Below are 15,602 nucleotides of genomic sequence, written 5' to 3'. Positions count from 1 at the left end.
GGACGGGTGCTCGTCTTGGTTGTGATCCTGGCAGTGGCCGCACTCGCCGCACTCGCGGTCGGTGCGGCCGGACTCGCGGGCCGCCTCCCCGAGAACGGCTTCGTGGGGGTCCGCACCGAGCAGACGCTCTCCGATCCGCTGCTCTGGCGCACCGCGAACCGCGTCGCCGGACCGGGCCTCATGGCCGCCGGCATCATCTTCGGCGGCGGGGCCCTGGTAGGCCTCGCGATGAGCGCGCCCTGGTCCTACATCGCCGTCGGCATCGCCGTGCTCGCGGGCCTGTTCCTCGCCGGATTCGGCGCCCTGCAGGGCTCGCGCGCAGCATCGATCCAGGCCCGCCTGCAGATGCCCGACGCCACCTGCTGCAGCGCCGACGAAACCACGGACGGCGCACCGTCGAACCCCGCCGACGATTGCGGTGTGACCGGCGGGTGCGGCGCATGCGTATTCAAGGGCATGTGCGACCACGAGCCGCACCCCGCGTAAATGCGCGCTCTGCTGAACAAGCTGTCGATCGACGGCTTCATCCTCGCGATCTTCGCCGCCGTCGCGGTGGCCGCCGTCTTCCCCGCCCAGGGCAAGGCCGTGCCGGTGGTCGACGGCGCCGTCACCGTCGCCATCGCCGTCCTGTTCTTCCTGTACGGCGCCCGCATCCACCCGCAGGAGGCGCTCGCCGGCCTCAAGCACTGGCGCCTGCACGCCGTGATCCTCGGCTTCACCTTCGTGGTCTTCCCGATCATCGGCGTGCTGCTGCAGTTCCTGCCGCCCGCCCTGCTCACCCCCAGCCTGTACGCGGGCGTGCTGTTCCTGACGCTGCTGCCGTCCACGGTGCAGTCATCGATCGCCTTCACCTCGATCGCCGGCGGCAACGTGCCCGGCGCCATCGTGAGCGCCTCACTGTCCAACCTGCTGGGCATCTTCATCACACCGCTACTGGTGCTGGGCCTCATGGCCACCACCGGCGAGGTGCAGTTCCGCAGCAGCGCCGTGCTCGACCTGTGCCTACAACTGCTGCTGCCCTTCATCCTGGGCCAGCTGTCGCGCCGCTGGGTGGCCGACTTCGTCAAGGAGCACGCCGCGGCCCTGAAGTACGTGGACCGCGGATCGATCGTGCTCGTGGTCTACGCGGCCTTCTCGGCCGGTATGCGCGAACACATCTGGAGCCAGGTGTCGTGGGTGGGCGTGCTGCAGCTGATCGTGCTGTCGGTGCTGCTGGTGCTGTTCATGCTGTGGCTCACCCGGTTCTCCGCCGAGAAGCTGGGCTTCGACCGCGGCGACATGATCGCGATCCAGTTCTGCGGCACCAAGAAGTCGATGGCCACGGGCCTGCCCATGGCCGCCGTGTTGTTCGCCGGACAGCCCGTGGGCCTGCTGGTGCTGCCGCTGATGATCTTCCACCAGATCCAGCTCATGATGTGCGCCTGGCTGGCCGCCAAGTACGGACGCGAGCTGGAGCCCGCACAGCCGCGGTGACTCACTCCACCGCGGGCTGCTCCGAGACCAGCTTCAACGTGGGTTCGACCTTCTCGATGAACCACTTCCGGCTCAGCGACGTGGGCTGATACACCGAATAGGTGAGGTCCAGATCCGCGATCACCGTGGAGTCCCGCTGCACCTGCGGCAGCGCGGTGTACCCCGGCAGCTTGAGCAGATCCGCACCGGTGGCACCGTTCGGGTAGATCGCCATGAAGTTGGCACCGATCTTCGGCAACAGCTCCAGCGAGACCATCCCGCGGTTCGCCGGATTGGTGAACCGGGAGTCCTCGCGGATCGCGTTCGGCACCAGCAGGCCCAGCTCGGTGAAGAACCGGTTCGTGGGGTCCTGCGGATCGGCGATCACGTTGAAGCTCGCCGACGACGCCACGTACTGCGCCACGAACCCCGTCTTACCGCGCAGGCCCGGGTACTTCTGCGCCACCCCGGCCACGTACTCGTGATCGGCCGCGATCACCTGCTTGGCCTGATCCTCCTTCCCGAGGATCTTGCCCAGCGCCAGCAGCTGCGTGTCCCAGCCGGCCTCCGCACCCGAGGCGCCGATGCCGCCGAGCACCTTGGTGACACCGCTGATCGAGCTGACGTTCTTGCCGCGCACGATGCGGTGATCGCCCACGAACAGATCGGGCTGGTACTTGGCGATCTCCTCGACCGGGAGCTCGGTGGCGCTGGCCGCCTTGATCACCGGCACGTCCTTGAGCTGCTCGCGCTGCCACGGCGCCGGCAGGGGCTGGGTGAGCTGCACGATCGCGACGGGCTTGATGCCCAGCGCCAGCACGTTGTCGATGGAGTAGCCCGAGGCCACGATGCGCTTCGGTCCCACCGGGTAGTCGATGGTGCCGTTCGCCTGGGGGATCGACACCGTGGACGACGAGGGTGCCGGCGCCTGCGGATCGGACGTCCCGCATCCGGCGAGTAGCGCCAGGGCCGCCAGGGCGGCGAGGACCTTCTTCACATTGCCTCCTCCGGCCGGTGCTCAGAAGGTAAGTCTAGCCTAATTTATTGGGTGTCCATCCGCGCGGTCACCCGCCAGAGGTAGAACGCCGTCGGCACGATGAGGATCTCGACCACCTGCATCGCACCGCTGGCGCCGAACTCGTACACGCGGTTGTCGCCGAGCAGCTCCCCGATCGCCGGGAAGCCGATCGCGGCGAAGAATCCCCAGCGCTCGTTCACCAGCACGGTGAGCGCGAGCATCGCATAGGCCAACGCGATACCCATGTGTCCGGCACCGTCGATCGGAACACCGCACCGCACCACGCGGATCAGCTGGCCTATCCCGGCGAGTGTGAGGAGCGCACCCAGAAGGACGCGGGCCCGGAGATGCCGGTGACCTGCGGTAGTGACGGCGGCCAAGACGGTCGCTCCCTTGTTAGACAATTGTCTCTAACTAAATGCTACGACAAGGTTGGTTGTCATGCCGACCGGGGGCCACGCGACGACGAGTCGCAGAGAAGGTCGTCCGAGCATCGGACACGCGACGACGACCGCCGCTCGAGGACCGTCAGTTGACGGAGACGTCCACCGGGTGCGTCGCCAGCAACGAGGTGGGGAAGCCCTGACGGCGCAAGACCTTTCCCCACAGATCGACCCGCGGGGGCGTCAGCACATCGGTGTGCAGGGACGCGCACGGAATCCAATCGTCGCGCTCCAGCTCATCGTCGAGCTGGCCCATGCCCCAACCGCTGTACCCCGCGAACACCCGCACACCGTCGAGCAGCTCGTCCATCATCTCGACATCCGAATCGAGATCCACCAGCACCACGCGGCCCGACACCGGCTGCAGGCCGCGGATGCCCTCCACGTCCTGCCCCGCCTTCACCACGCCCAAGCACAGCGCGGCGGACTGATTCACCGGACCACCCACGAACACCGCCTTCGGCTTCGCGGCCAGCTCGTGCCACTGCGGCAGCACACCGTGCACCGCGGACTCGCTCGGGCGGTTGAGCACCACGCCCAGGCTGCCGGACTCGTTGTGCTCGATGAGGTAGACGACGGTGCGCCGGAAGGTGGGCTCGTACAACTCCGGGGACGACACCAGCAGCGTGCCCGCGGACACGTCGATATCCGCGCCCGCGTTCTCACCCGAGGACGCGTCCCGCGGAGCGGATTCGTTGGAACGATCGGGACCCACGTCCCCATCATGGCACGCACCACCGACTTCGGGGTCGCACACCACGACCGGCGCACCGTCGCTATCGTGAAGCGGTGACAGTCAGCGGTCCGGGTGCGGACCCGCAGCCCAAGCCAGCGGCGTGGCGCACCTTCCGCGATCTGCCCGACCTGCTGCGCCTGCTGGGCGTCCGGCTGCTGAGCCAGTACGCCGAGGGCCTGTTCCAGGCCGCGCTGGGCAGCGCCATCGTCTTCAACCCGCAGCGCGGCGCCTCCCCGGCGGCCATCGCCGCGGGCCTCGCCGTCCTGCTGCTGCCCTACTCCGTGGTGGGGCCGTTCGCCGGGGCCCTGCTCGACCGCTGGGACCGCCGGCGGGTTTTCATCGTGGCGAATCTGATCCGCGCCGCGCTCATCGTGCTGTGCGCCGCGATCCTCGCCTCGGGCGGCGGCGAGACACCGATCTTCATCGTCGCGCTGGTGGTCGGCGGCGCGGGCCGGTTCGTGGCCTCGGGTCTATCGGCCTCGCTCCCGCACGTGGTCGACCGCGAGCAACTGGTGGCGATGAACTCGGTCACCACCACCTTCGGCGCGGGCGCCACCGCGCTCGGCGCCACCACCGCGGTGGGCCTGCGCGCCATGTTCGGACCCGACGATGCGGGCAGCGCCGCCGTCCTCGGCTGCGCCGCGCTGATCGCCGTGGCCGGCGCCGCACTCGCCGCCCGCTTCCCCGCCGGCGTCCTCGGACCGGACCACGATCCGGACGCCCCCGTCGCGAAGACCTCCGCCGTCCACGACATCGGCACCGGGCTCGCGCACGGCGCCATCGCCGCCTGGCGCGCACCGTCGGTCACCGCGGCCCTCACCGGTATGGGAGCACACCGCACCGTCTTCGGCTTCAACACCATGATGCTGCTGCTCCTGACGCGCTACCACTTCACCGACGGCACCCTGGGACTCGCCGGATTCGGCGCGGTCGCGGGCGCCACGGCGGTGGGGATGTTCGCCGCCGCGGTCATCGTGCCCTTCGCGGTGGCGCGCACCGGCCGGCGCAACACCGTGGTCGGCGCGCTCGCCGTGGCCTGCCTGACCCAGCTCTGCGTGCTCACCCTCAACTTCGCCGTGCTGGTGTGCGCGGCGGCGATCCTGGGACTGGCCGGGCAGGTGGTCAAGCTGTCCGGCGATGCGGCGATGCAGATGGACGTCCCCGACGAACGCCGCGGGCAGGTCTTCGCCTTCCAGGACGCCCTGTTCAACGTGACCTTCGTGGCCGCCGTCGCCTTCGCCGCCGCCGTCGTCCCGTACGACGGGGCCAGCCGCCCGCTGGCCCTGTTCGGGGCCGCGATCTACGCCGTGGCCGTGGTCCTGGTGCTGGCGCTGTACCGGCGGAAGGGAACCCCCGTCGCGCCCGACGCGTCCAATTGATGTGGGGGACGACGGCTCGATCGAGTACTGGTTCGGCGTCGGCGACGGGCAGGTGAGCACCTGGCGGTCGCCCGCGGTCGACGGTGCCGTCCTGCTCGACTTCGACGGCGACGGCCGCCTCGACGATGCGGTGCTGGACCTCGATGCGGACGGTCGCGCCGACGCCGCCGCACTCGATCTCGACGACGACGGCACCGGCGAGTCCCGCTTCCGCGACGACGGCAGCGGCCTGTGGGCGCAGCGCGAGACGCCCGCACCGTCGCGCTGCCGGGCACCGGGTGTCCCGGCTCCCGCCGCACCGGGACCAGCACCCGCGCCCGCGACACCGGCACCCGCCGCGCCGGGAGAGCCGGCACCGCCGGTCACACCAGTCCCGGCCGAACCCGGCCAGGCGCCCCGGCAGGCGGTGGTCGATTCCGACGGTGACGGCACGCCCGATGTCCTGCTGTTCGACGCCGACGGCGACGGGGCGGCCGACGGGGCCGTCGATGTGCGCTAACCGGAAGAGGTCATTTCGCTTCGCGTACGACCGGCGTAGGGTGTGCGGCATGAACCGGACGATTCGGATCGGCGGCGCGGCCGCCACGGTGCTCGCGCTCCTCGTCTCGATGATCGCCGGGGGCGCGGGCTCCGCCGCCGCGGCTGCGCCGCCCGCGGACGGCGTGGTCGTGGACGTGACGAACACCGTCTTCCTCGTCCCCACCCCGCCGCAGCGGGTCAAGGTCTACGCCGACGGCCGCATCATCACCAACGGCGATTCCCCCGGCGGGCTCGTCCAGCTGCGCGGCACTCGCGCCGATGTGGCCGATCTCCGGGCGATCGCCGAACGCGTGCTGCGCAACCGTCCGGCCGTCGACACCCGCGCCGTGATCATGGACGGTTCCGCCGTCACCGCCACCGTCGTGGCCGCCGACGGGACCGTCCTGCGCACCCAGCTCGACAATCCGCAGCCCCGCGGCTGGCCCGCCCTCGGCGACCTCAGCTACGACCTGCGCAAGCGGATCCTCACGATCCCCGGCGAGCGCACCCCGTACCTGGAGCAGCGCTGACTAGGAGCCCTGCCGCTCCGCCCACCACTTCTTCAGTTCGGCCTCGGCCTCGTCGCGGTCGAGCGGGCCGCGGTCGAGCCGGAGCTCCTTGAGGAACTTCCACGCCGCGCCCACCTGCGGTCCGGGCTCCAGGCCCAGGAGCTCCATGATCGCGTTGCCGTCCAGATCGGGCCGCACCCGCGCCAGATCCTCCTGCGCGGCGATCTTCGCGATCCGCTCCTCCAGGCCGTCGTAGGTGGCCTGCAGCCGGGCCGCGCGCCGCTTGTTGCGGGTGGTGCAGTCGGCGCGCACCAGCTTGTGCAGCCGGGGCAGCAGCGGTCCGGCGTCGGTGGCGTAGCGGCGCACCGCGGAATCGGTCCACTGGCCATCGCCGTAGCCGTGGAATCGCAGGTGCAGGAAGACCAGCTGCGCCACGTCCTCGATCACGGCCTTGGGGTAGGCGAGGGCCCGCATCCGCTTGCGCACCATCTTCGCGCCCACCACCTCGTGGTGGTGGAAGGAGACCCCGCCGTTGGCCTCGTGCCGGCGGGTGGCGGGCTTGCCGATGTCGTGCAGCAGCGCGGCCCAGCGCAGGATCAGGTCGGGATCGGACTCCTCCAGGTCGATGGCCTGCTGCAGCACCGTCATCGAGTGCCAGAAGACGTCCTTGTGCTGGTGGTGCTCGTCGATCGCCAGCTTCATCCCGGGGATCTCGGGGATCACCCGCTCGGCAAGGCCGGTGTCCACCAGCAGCACGATGCCATCCACCGGGTGCTCGCCCAGGATCAGCTTGTCCAGTTCCGCGCGCACCCGCTCGGCGGTGATCCGGTCGATCTCGGGCGCCATGTCGGTCATCGCGCGCTGCACCCGCTCGGCCACCGAGAAGCCCAGCTGGGAGACGAAACGGGCGGCGCGCAGCATCCGCAGCGGATCGTCGGAGAAGGACTCCTCCGGGGTGGCCGGGGTGTCGATCTCGCCGGCCAGCAGGGCGTCCAGCCCGTTCAGCGGATCGTGGAAATCCTCGGCGCCCTCGCGACCCACCTTCACGGCCATCGCGTTGATGGTGAAATCGCGGCGCACCAGATCGTCGCGCAGGTTCTCGCCGAACTTCACCACGGGATTGCGGGTGACCCGGTCGTAGGCCTCGGCGCGGTAGGTGGTGATCTCGATCTGCTGATCGTGGAAGGCGGCGCTCACGGTGCCGAACTCGATCCCGGTGTCCCACATCGCCTCGGCCCAGCCGCGCAGCAGGTCCTGGACCTGTTCGGGGCGGGCGTCGGTGGTGAAGTCCAGATCGCTGGTGAGGCGGCCGAGCAGCGCATCGCGCACCGATCCGCCCACCAGGTACAGCTCGTGACCCGCATCGGCGAACCGGGTGCCCAGCGGCACCAGCACATCGGACAGCTCACGCAACGAGATGTGCGCGGCCGCCAGCAGCCTGGTCCGGCGCTCGGCGCGCGGATCGGAAGTCGAATCGGTCACGACCCACCAGTCTACGGCGCTGCGGCGCACCGTCGAAACACCCCGACCGGGGCGGGCGGCGCCGGGCAAAACACCGGCGTGGCGTTCGCGACGGCAACCGGCCAGTAGCATCGGGGGGTGACCTCCGCAGAATCCGCCGACACCCCGGGACGCCCGCAGCGCCCGGGTGCCACCGGCGACTCTGCAGGCGGCGGGGCCTCTCGGCCGCGTCGTCGCCGCCGTCGCGGCGGCCGCGGACGGTCCCGCGCGCAGCTCTCCGCCGTCGCCGATCAGGCGCCGGAGGCGCAGACCGCGGACGCCCCACCCGCACCGTCGGCCCCAGAACAGAAGCCCCGCAACACCCGCACCGAGGGTGGCACCCCGAAGCAGAAGCGCGCCGCCGGACAGCGCGGCCGCACCCGCCCCGACCAGCGCGTTCGTACCGTCCGCGAGACCTCGGCCGGCGGCTTGGTGGTGGCCGGTCTCGACGGTGACGGCGACGGTCTGCGCGCCGCGCTGATCGGCCGCGTGGACCGCCGCGGCCGCACCCTGTGGTCGCTGCCGAAGGGCCACATCGAGGAGGGCGAGACCGCCGAGCTCACCGCGATCCGCGAGATCGCCGAGGAGACCGGTCTCACCGGCTCGGTGCTCGCGCCGATCGGGAAGATCGACTACTGGTTCGCCGTCGAGGGCCGTCGCGTGCACAAGACCGTGCACCACTTCCTGCTGTCCTGGGAGGGCGGCGATCTCTCGGCCGAGGACTACGAGGTGTCCGAGGTGGCGTGGGTGCCGCTCACGGAACTGAGCAGCAAGCTCACCTACTCCGACGAGCGCAAGCTGGTGGCCGCCGCCCGCACGGTGATCAGTGATCTGACCGCCGATCCGGACGAGCTGGCGGCCCGCGTGGCCGCGGCGCCGCGCAGCGAACCGTCGGCCTACGAGCGGGCGGCCGCCGAGCGCAACGCCGTGCGCAACGATCCGCCGAAGCCGCGACGCCGGCGCGGCGGACGCCGGTCCCGGGGCCGGCGCGGCGGCGGAGGCGGGAGCGGGAGCGGTCAGACGTGACCCGGTCGGCCCGCCTGCTGTGCGTGCTGACGCTGCTGGTCGCACTGACCGGATTGGCCGCCCCCACGCGGGCGGGAATGCCGGACGCGCAGTTCGTCCGGATCGCGATCGACGAGATCACGCCCCGCGTCACCGCTGATTCCCCGAACGATGTGACGGTGCGCGGCACCATCACCAACTTCGGCGACCGCGATGTGAGCGATCTCGAGGTCCGGGTGCAGCGCGCCCCCGCCATCGCCGCGTCCGCGCAGTTGCGCAGCGATCTGGTGGCCGACAACAACGTCTACGACACGATGGGCCGGTTCCAGCCCGCGGCCAAGGTGCTGCGGCCGGGGGAGAAGGCCTCCTTCACGCTGAGCATCCCCGTGCGCGCCGGCAGCACCGGCACCGGCGGTCCCACGCTCGGCATCGACCGGCCGGGGGTCTATCCGATCCTGGTCAACGTGAACGGCAAACCGGCCTACGGCGGCGTCGCCCGGCTCGACGATTCGCGGACCATGCTGCCGGTGCTCGCGCTGCCCGACGACGACACGACCGCGTCCGGCACCGTCGACAAGCCGGTCACCAGCTCGCCGTCCCAGCTCACCGTGCTGTGGCCACTGGCCGATAATCCGAAGCTCGCGGGTGGTGTGCCCGGTGGTGGCGATGCGCCGGTCCGCCTGGTCGACGATGCGCTGGCCGGCTCGCTCGGCGCGGGCGGGCGGCTCGACGGCCTGCTGGCCGCGTACGAACAGGCCACCCGCGGTCCCGATCCGCGGCACACCGCGATGCGCACCGGCTCGTGCCTGGCCATCGATCCGGACCTGCTGGTCACGGTGCAGGCGATGACGGGGCCGTACCGCGTGACGCGGAATCCGTCAGACCCGCGCGGCCCCACGGTGGCCGGGACGGGCAGCGACGAGGCCGCGGCGTGGCTGGCGCGGCTGCGGCAGGTGGCCGACGGCTCGTGCGTGGTGGCGCTGCCCTTCGGCCAGGTCGATCTGGAGGCCCTGGGCCGTTCCAACGAGCCCTCGCTGCAGCGGGCTGCGCTGGACAGTTCGGCGGATGTGATCGATTCGATCCTCGGCGTGACCTCGGTGCGGGGCGTGACCCTGCCCGCCTCGGGCGTGCTGCTGGGCGACGGTGCGCAGCAGTCGGTGGCCTCGGACAATTCGGCCGCCGTGGTGGCCGCGACCGCGGTGGGCGCGCCCGCCCGCGGCCGGGGCACCGCGAACGGCATCGTCCCGGTGGGCCGGGGGATCGGCGCCGCCCTGTTCGACCCGTACGTGACCACCGCGCTGGCCGCGCTCGGCGGCACCCCCGACGGTGCGGAGCAGGGCGTGCGGCCCGGCGCTGCGGGCACCACACCGCAGTCCGTGACCTTCGATCTGGACCAGGAGTCGCAGGTCTCGCGGCGGCAGGCCGCGGTGGGCGCGATCGCCGCGTCCGCGCTCGATCCCACCCAGCGGTACGCGCCGCCGGGGGGCTGGGCCGCCGTCACCTCGACCGATCCGATCAGCACGGTCACCGGCCGCACCTCGCTGATCGTGCCGCCGCAGGTGTGGGCCGCGGGCCCGGACGACGCCCGCGCCGTCCTGGACGCGGCGTCCACCCTGTTCGCCTCCGGGCTGGCCGGGCCGCGCACCTTCCGCGATGTGGTGGCCTCGGCGCAGTCGGCGGGGCGCGATCCGGCCGCCGCGGCCGATCCGTGGACCCTGCGGCAGCCGCCCGGCACCGTGGGCTCGCGAGTGCCCGACCGGATCGTGTCCACCGCCGCCGACCACGTCCGCCAGGTCGACCGGCTCGGCGCCGCGCTGATGCCGCTGCCGAAGACCCCGCTCACGCCGCGCGTGTACACCTCCCCACTGCGGGAGGACGCGGTGCGGGCGCTGCGCTGGGCCCCGGCGCGTTCCGCGGTCGACGGTGACGCCACCATCCGGTTGACTGCGGCCCGTTCCTCGCTGTCGGCGCAGTTGGCGTCGGTGAACATCCTCTCGCCGGGCGGTAGTTACACCCTGGCCTCGGACAAATCGCCGCTGCTGCTGGCGGCCCGCAACGATCTGCCGCTCCCGATCCGCACGGTGATCAACGTGGCGGCACCGGACGGCTTCTCGATCGACGCCTCGGAGGTGCAGGAGCTGCCGGCGCGCGGTACCCGGCAGATCGAGCTGCCCACCACGGCGAACGATTCGCGGCAGGTGGCGGTGCAGTTGTCGCTGCGCACCACCAGCGATATGTCGCTGGGCGAGCCGATCCAGATCACGGTGCATTCGAACGCCTACGGCCGGCCGCTGTTCTGGATCACCTGCGCCGCCGGTGTGCTGCTGGTGCTGCTGTCGGGACGGCGGCTGTGGCGCCGGTTCCGCGGCCAGCCCGACCGCGCCGACGCCGATCGTCCGCCGGCCGACGAGCACGACCGGCGCCTGGCGAACAGTTACAGTGCACACCGGAATCCCACCCCGCCGGATCATCCGTCCGGCTCCCCGGACCCGAAGGACTCATGAGCCGCGCCGAGCCCCGGCACATCCCGCCGCGCAAGGGCACCGTCTCCCCCGGGAGCGGTGGCGGTGACGACGGCGGCACGTCGAGCCTGCTGCGCTCGACGGGATCCGTCGCCGTCGCGACGCTGACCTCCCGGCTCACCGGCTTCCTGCGCACCGTGCTGCTGGCCGCGATCCTGGGCTCGGCCGTGTGGTCGTCGTTCACCGTGGCCAATCAGATGCCGCAGCAGGTCTCGGAGCTGGTGCTGGGCCAGGTGCTCGCGGCGCTGGTGATCCCGGTGCTGATCCGCGCCGAGATGGAGGACAAGGACCGCGGCCAGGCCTTCTTCGAGCGGTTGTTCACCATGTCGCTGGTGATTCTGGGCGCCGCGCTGGTGATCGCGATGATCCTGTCGCCGCTGCTGGTCGGCTGGCTGGTGGGTAAGGCCGACAGCAAGGTGAACGAGCCGCTCACCCAGGCGCTGGTGTACCTGCTGCTCCCACAGCTGGTCTTCTACGGGCTCTCCGCCCTGTTCACCGCCGTGCTCAACACCCGCGCCGTGTTCCGGCCGGGCGCGTGGGCACCGGTGGCCACGAACGTCATCCAGATCAGCACCCTGGTGCTGTTCTATCTGATGCCGGGCGAGCTCACCTTGAACCCGGTGGAGATGAGCGACCCCAAACTGCTCGTCCTCGGGCTCGGCAGCACGATCGGCGTCATCGTCCAGGCGTGCATCCAGCTCCCCGCCATGAAGCGGGCCGGGATCAAGCTGCGGCTGCGCTGGGGCGTGGACGATCGGCTCAAGCACTTCGGCGGCATGGGCATCGCGATCATCGCCTACGTCTTCATCTCGCTCCTCGGCTCGTATCTGGTGACCCCCGTGGCCGCGGCGGCCTCGGAGAGCGGGCCCGCGGTCTACGCCAACGTCTGGCTGGTGCTGCAGCTGCCCTACGGCGTGCTGGGTGTGGCGCTGCTGACCGCGGTGATGCCGCGGTTGTCCCGGCACGCGGCCGAGGGCAACCGGAACGCCGTCGTCGACGACCTGTCCCTGGCCACCCGCATCACCATGGTGGCCCTGGTGCCGGTGGTGGCCTTCGCGACGGCCTTCGGCCCGTCGATCGGCCGCGCGCTGTTCAACTACGGGCAGATGTCGGTGGACCAGGCCAACCATCTCGGTACCGCCATCTCCTTCGAGGCCTTCGTCCTCATCCCGTACGCGATGGTGCTGATCCACCTGCGGGTGTTCTACGCGCAGGAGCGTCCGTGGACGCCCACCTTCATCGTGCTCGCGATCACCGGTGTGAAGACCGCGCTGTCGTACCTGGTGCCGCATTTCGTGGACGACGGCAACCGGGTTGTCGAGTTGCTCGGTACGGCCACCGGCCTGGCTTACGCGGCCGGAGCCCTCGTCGGCTGGATCCTGCTGCGGCGGAGTCTGGGCCCGATGCAGCTCACCAATGTGGCCCGCACGCTGATCCAGACGACGGCGGTATCGGCGCTGGTCGTGGTCACTGTGTACGCGATCATGCACGTGAGCGTGCTGCAAAGGCTCGATAAGAGCGGGCCGCTGGGCGCCTTGCTGTACCTTGCAATCGCAGGCGTCCTATCCATGACGTTGATCTACGCGCTGCTCGCGCTCTGGCGGGTTCCGGATGTGCTGGCGATCCTGGCACCTCTGCGGCGCGTCGCGGGCCGGTTCGTGCCCGCGCTGCGGCCGGCGGCACCGTCGGCCCCGGCACGCGAGCGTGAGCCCGCCGAGGCGATCACCGCCGAGCTCCGGCTCGAGGAACTCGAACGGTTCGCCAGCCTCCGCCAGGAGGAGATCACGGCCCAGATGCCGAGGATCGCCGACGATATCGGCCTCCCGTATGCTGGCCAAAGCCATGTTCCCCGGCGGTCGGAGGCACGTGCCGACAATCCGACCACTGGTCTCAGGTACCGCAGAAGAGGAGCATTCGCAGTGACCGAGGACGACTCCGCACGCTCGACCGGCCCCGCAGCCCCGGGCACCGGTCCGATGCCTCTGCCGTCCACGCAGCCCGCCGAGCAGTCCGGTCCGCCGGCGCCGCTCGACGCCTTCGACGATGCCCCGCGCGGCCCGCAGCTGATCCCCGGCGCGGTGGTGGCCGGCGGCCGGTACCGCCTCACCGAGCATTACGGCGGCATCCGCGGCCTGCAGTTCTGGCAGGCCCGTGATATCAACCTCGACCGCGATGTGGCCCTGACCTTCGTCGATTCGGAGCAGCGCGAACCCGTCCCGGAGCGCGGTGCCCAGATCAGCATGCGCGGCGAGGGCCCGCAGTCGATCCTCTCGCGCACGCTGCGCCTGGGCCGGGTGCACTCGAACGGCCTGGCCCGCGTGCTCGACGTGGTGCGCGGCAGCTCCGGCGGCATCGTGGTGGCCGAGTGGATCCCCAGCTACTCGCTCGCCGATGTCGCGGGTACCCACCCGTCGGCGATCGCCGCCGCCAAGGCCGTGCGGTCGCTGGCCAGTGCCGCCGAGGGCGCGCACCGCGCCGGTGCCGCGCTGTCGATCGACCATCCCGACCGGGTCCGGATCTCGCAGGACGGCAACGCCTACCTCGCCTTCCCGGGCACCCTCGCCGATGCCACCAAGGAGTCGGACGTGCGCGGCCTGGGCGCGGTGCTCTACGCCCTGCTGCTGGAGAAGTGGCCGCTCGACGAGACCACGGGCCGGATCGTGACCACCGGAACGGGCACCGTCTCCGGGCTGCAGCAGGCCGATGCCGATGCCAACGGCAATCCGGTGGAGCCGCGGGACGCCAAGAGCGACATCCCGTTCGAGATCTCGGCGGTGGCCACCCGCACGCTGGAGGGCGGGCAGGGCATCCGCACCGCCGCCACTGTGCAGCAGTTGCTCGATCAGGCCTCGGTGGTCGATGTGAAGACCGATCTGCTGGCGGCCGTGCGGGACAGCCCGCAGCCGGCGGCCTCCCAGCAGCCCGCGGGATCGGCGTCGGCATCGGCGTCGGCCGCCGCGGCGGCGCAGGCCGCCCGGCCCACGCCGCCGAAGCGGGTGCAGACGGGCAAGCGCCCCAAGAACGTTCCGCTACTGGTGATCGCGGCCTGCGCGGTGGTACTGCTGCTGATCATCGGCCTCACCCTGCTGATCAGCAGCATCACGGGCGGCAAGGACACGCAGTCCAGCGTGGGCTCGCTGTACCCGGCCGGGCAGAGCTCCTCCGCGGCCGCGGCGCCCCCGGCGGCGCCCGGTATCGGTTCTCCGGTGAAGGGCACGGGGGTCGCACTGGTCGATTTCTCCACCCGCGGTAAGGATTCCGCGACGAACATCGAGCACGTGCTCACCGGCGAGGATCCCGCCTGGAAGACCGACACCTACAAGGCGGGCCCGGCGTTCGGGAACCTCAAGAAGGGTGTGGGCCTGATGGTCACGCTCGACAAGGCGGTCTCGCTGACCGGTGGCAGCATCACCTCGCCCAGCGCCGGTTCCACGATCGAGGTGCGCACCTCGTCGAAGGACACCGTGAAGTCGGTCGACGAGACCTCGCTCGTCTGGTCGGGCACGATCCGCCCGGGCGCCAACGATTTCCACGTCAGCGCGGTGGCACCGCGCGCCAAGTACGTGCTGGTGTGGATCACCGGGCTGACCAAGGTCGAGGGCAACGACTGGTACACCACGATCAACCGGGTGTCCTTCCAAGGCTCCTGACCGGTCCCTCGTCGGGGACCTGCACCACCACCGGCCGCACGCTCGGCCCGTCCCGGTAGTCCCGGAAACTCACGCGCCATCCGCTCGGATCGCGCAGCGCCGAATCCACCCGGACGTCCTCCGGAATCCCCGGCCCCTCCCGCTGTGCGTGTTCCGCGGCCAGCGCCACCGCCTGCTCCGCGGTGCGGCCGGGCACGCCGTCGATGCGTGGACCGCTACCGGTCCACTGGGTGAGCCCGAATCGCACCAGCCGCTCCCAGGATTCGTCGATCAGGCGCTGCGGCGCCAGCGGTCCGAAGGCCGCCGCCCAGGAGGCGGTGTCGAGCCATTCGTACTCGCACATCCGCACCAGGTGGAACATGATGTCCCCCACCGCGGCCGGCTCCTCGAAGCGGGCGGCCAGCGCGGCGGCGGCGTCGAAGGTGGTGCTCACCGGCGGGAGCGGTAGGCCCGGTTCGGGCGGAGTCCGGCAGTGCCATCGGCCGTCCTCCCAGAACGTGGCCCAGCCGAAGTGCCCGGTGCGTACCCGGTGATCGAGCATGGTGGCGTGGTCGGCCCAGTCCGGCCCGCCGGCGAGGAGTTCGTCGGCCGACGGTGCGCCGGCCACTCGCCACCCGGCATCGGCGCAGGAGAGCACGGCGCGGTGTGCGGGGAACCCGGCGAGGGTGGCGCCTGCGGTGGAGGAGGCGTGATACCGCGCCACCCAGCCGCCCTCGCCGGCGGCGGTGCTGCGCGGACCGTCGACCGAGATCCGGAAGGGTAGCGGGGCCCCGGCCGCCCCGAGCGGCGCCTCCGCCGCGGCGAGCAGGCACCACCGCGCGTACAGCAGGCGGAGCGGCTCGGCGCAGGCGTTCATGGCCAGAGGATGG

General features: G+C 71.4%; 13 protein-coding genes. 8 read left to right on the top strand and 5 right to left on the bottom strand.

Annotation, left to right across the window (positions count from 1 at the left end; genetic code table 11):
- Window positions 1-6: 6 nt before the first annotated feature.
- Together TTY48_RS09220 and TTY48_RS09215 are read left to right on the top strand one after the other, a co-directional pair.
- Complete coding sequence (locus TTY48_RS09220; RefSeq protein WP_220657210.1) at window positions 7-486, top strand: SdpI family protein; 480 nt, start codon at window positions 7-9, stop codon at window positions 484-486.
- Window positions 487-1,473 carry a bile acid:sodium symporter family protein gene (locus tag TTY48_RS09215; RefSeq protein ID WP_220657209.1) on the top strand — a complete coding sequence of 329 codons (987 nt, stop codon included), beginning with the start codon at window positions 487-489 and terminating at the stop codon, window positions 1,471-1,473.
- Window position 1,474: 1 nt separating this feature from the next.
- Here TTY48_RS09215 and TTY48_RS09210 read toward each other — a convergent pair whose 3' ends face one another.
- From TTY48_RS09210 to TTY48_RS09200, 3 genes are all read right to left on the bottom strand, one after another.
- A complete protein-coding gene (locus TTY48_RS09210; protein WP_220657208.1) occupies window positions 1,475-2,449 on the bottom strand; it encodes an ABC transporter substrate-binding protein in 975 nt (324 codons plus the stop codon).
- Window positions 2,450-2,493: 44 nt separating this feature from the next.
- Window positions 2,494-2,850, bottom strand: a complete 357-nt coding sequence (locus TTY48_RS09205; RefSeq protein ID WP_220657207.1) for a hypothetical protein — start codon at window positions 2,848-2,850, stop codon at window positions 2,494-2,496.
- A gap of 148 nt (window positions 2,851-2,998) precedes the next feature.
- Window positions 2,999-3,628, bottom strand: coding sequence for a YqgE/AlgH family protein (locus TTY48_RS09200; protein ID WP_220657206.1), 630 nt, complete (start codon window positions 3,626-3,628; stop codon window positions 2,999-3,001).
- 74 nt (window positions 3,629-3,702) lie between these two features.
- On the opposite strand from TTY48_RS09200, the gene TTY48_RS09195 reads away from it, so the two are divergent.
- From TTY48_RS09195 to TTY48_RS09185, 3 genes are read left to right on the top strand one after another with little or no spacing between them, the layout of a single operon-like run.
- Entirely contained in the window at window positions 3,703-5,028 is a 1,326-nt protein-coding gene (locus TTY48_RS09195) for an MFS transporter (RefSeq protein WP_220657205.1), read from the top strand.
- A gap of 1 nt (window position 5,029) precedes the next feature.
- Window positions 5,030-5,527 (top strand): hypothetical protein, encoded by a 498-nt coding sequence (locus TTY48_RS09190; RefSeq protein WP_255585597.1) that lies wholly within the window; start codon window positions 5,030-5,032, stop codon window positions 5,525-5,527.
- A 49-nt stretch (window positions 5,528-5,576) separates the two neighbouring features.
- Window positions 5,577-6,077, top strand: a complete 501-nt coding sequence (locus tag TTY48_RS09185) for a hypothetical protein (protein ID WP_220657204.1) — start codon at window positions 5,577-5,579, stop codon at window positions 6,075-6,077.
- Here TTY48_RS09185 and TTY48_RS09180 read toward each other — a convergent pair whose 3' ends face one another.
- Window positions 6,078-7,538, bottom strand: coding sequence for a CCA tRNA nucleotidyltransferase (locus TTY48_RS09180; RefSeq protein ID WP_220657203.1), 1,461 nt, complete (start codon window positions 7,536-7,538; stop codon window positions 6,078-6,080).
- Between the two features lie 117 nt (window positions 7,539-7,655).
- Between TTY48_RS09180 and TTY48_RS09175 the strand changes: the two genes are divergently transcribed.
- Genes TTY48_RS09175 through TTY48_RS09165 form a run of 3 tightly spaced genes read left to right on the top strand, consistent with a single transcriptional unit; the run spans window position 7,656 to window position 14,733 of the window.
- The gene (locus tag TTY48_RS09175) at window positions 7,656-8,582 is read left to right on the top strand and encodes an NUDIX hydrolase (RefSeq protein WP_220657202.1); all 927 of its coding nucleotides are present in this window, start codon (window positions 7,656-7,658) and stop codon (window positions 8,580-8,582) included.
- Window positions 8,579-11,065: a glycoprotein gene (locus tag TTY48_RS09170; RefSeq protein WP_220657201.1), complete on the top strand. Its 2,487-nt coding sequence runs from the start codon at window positions 8,579-8,581 to the stop codon at window positions 11,063-11,065. Before TTY48_RS09175 ends, TTY48_RS09170 begins: the two co-directional genes overlap by 4 nt.
- Window positions 11,062-14,733 (top strand): murein biosynthesis integral membrane protein MurJ, encoded by a 3,672-nt coding sequence (locus TTY48_RS09165; RefSeq protein ID WP_220657200.1) that lies wholly within the window; start codon window positions 11,062-11,064, stop codon window positions 14,731-14,733. Before TTY48_RS09170 ends, TTY48_RS09165 begins: the two co-directional genes overlap by 4 nt.
- Here the strand turns inward: TTY48_RS09165 and TTY48_RS09160 are convergent.
- Complete coding sequence (locus tag TTY48_RS09160) at window positions 14,705-15,589, bottom strand: hypothetical protein (RefSeq protein WP_220657199.1); 885 nt, start codon at window positions 15,587-15,589, stop codon at window positions 14,705-14,707. The two genes, TTY48_RS09165 and TTY48_RS09160, sit on opposite strands and share 29 nt — an antisense overlap.
- Window positions 15,590-15,602: the final 13 nt, after the last annotated feature.

Origin of the sequence: Tsukamurella sp. TY48, from assembly GCF_019656655.1 — a bacterium.
GTDB classification, from domain to species: domain Bacteria; phylum Actinomycetota; class Actinomycetes; order Mycobacteriales; family Mycobacteriaceae; genus Tsukamurella; species Tsukamurella strandjordii.
This window is presented reverse-complemented; position numbering and strand designations above follow the sequence as displayed.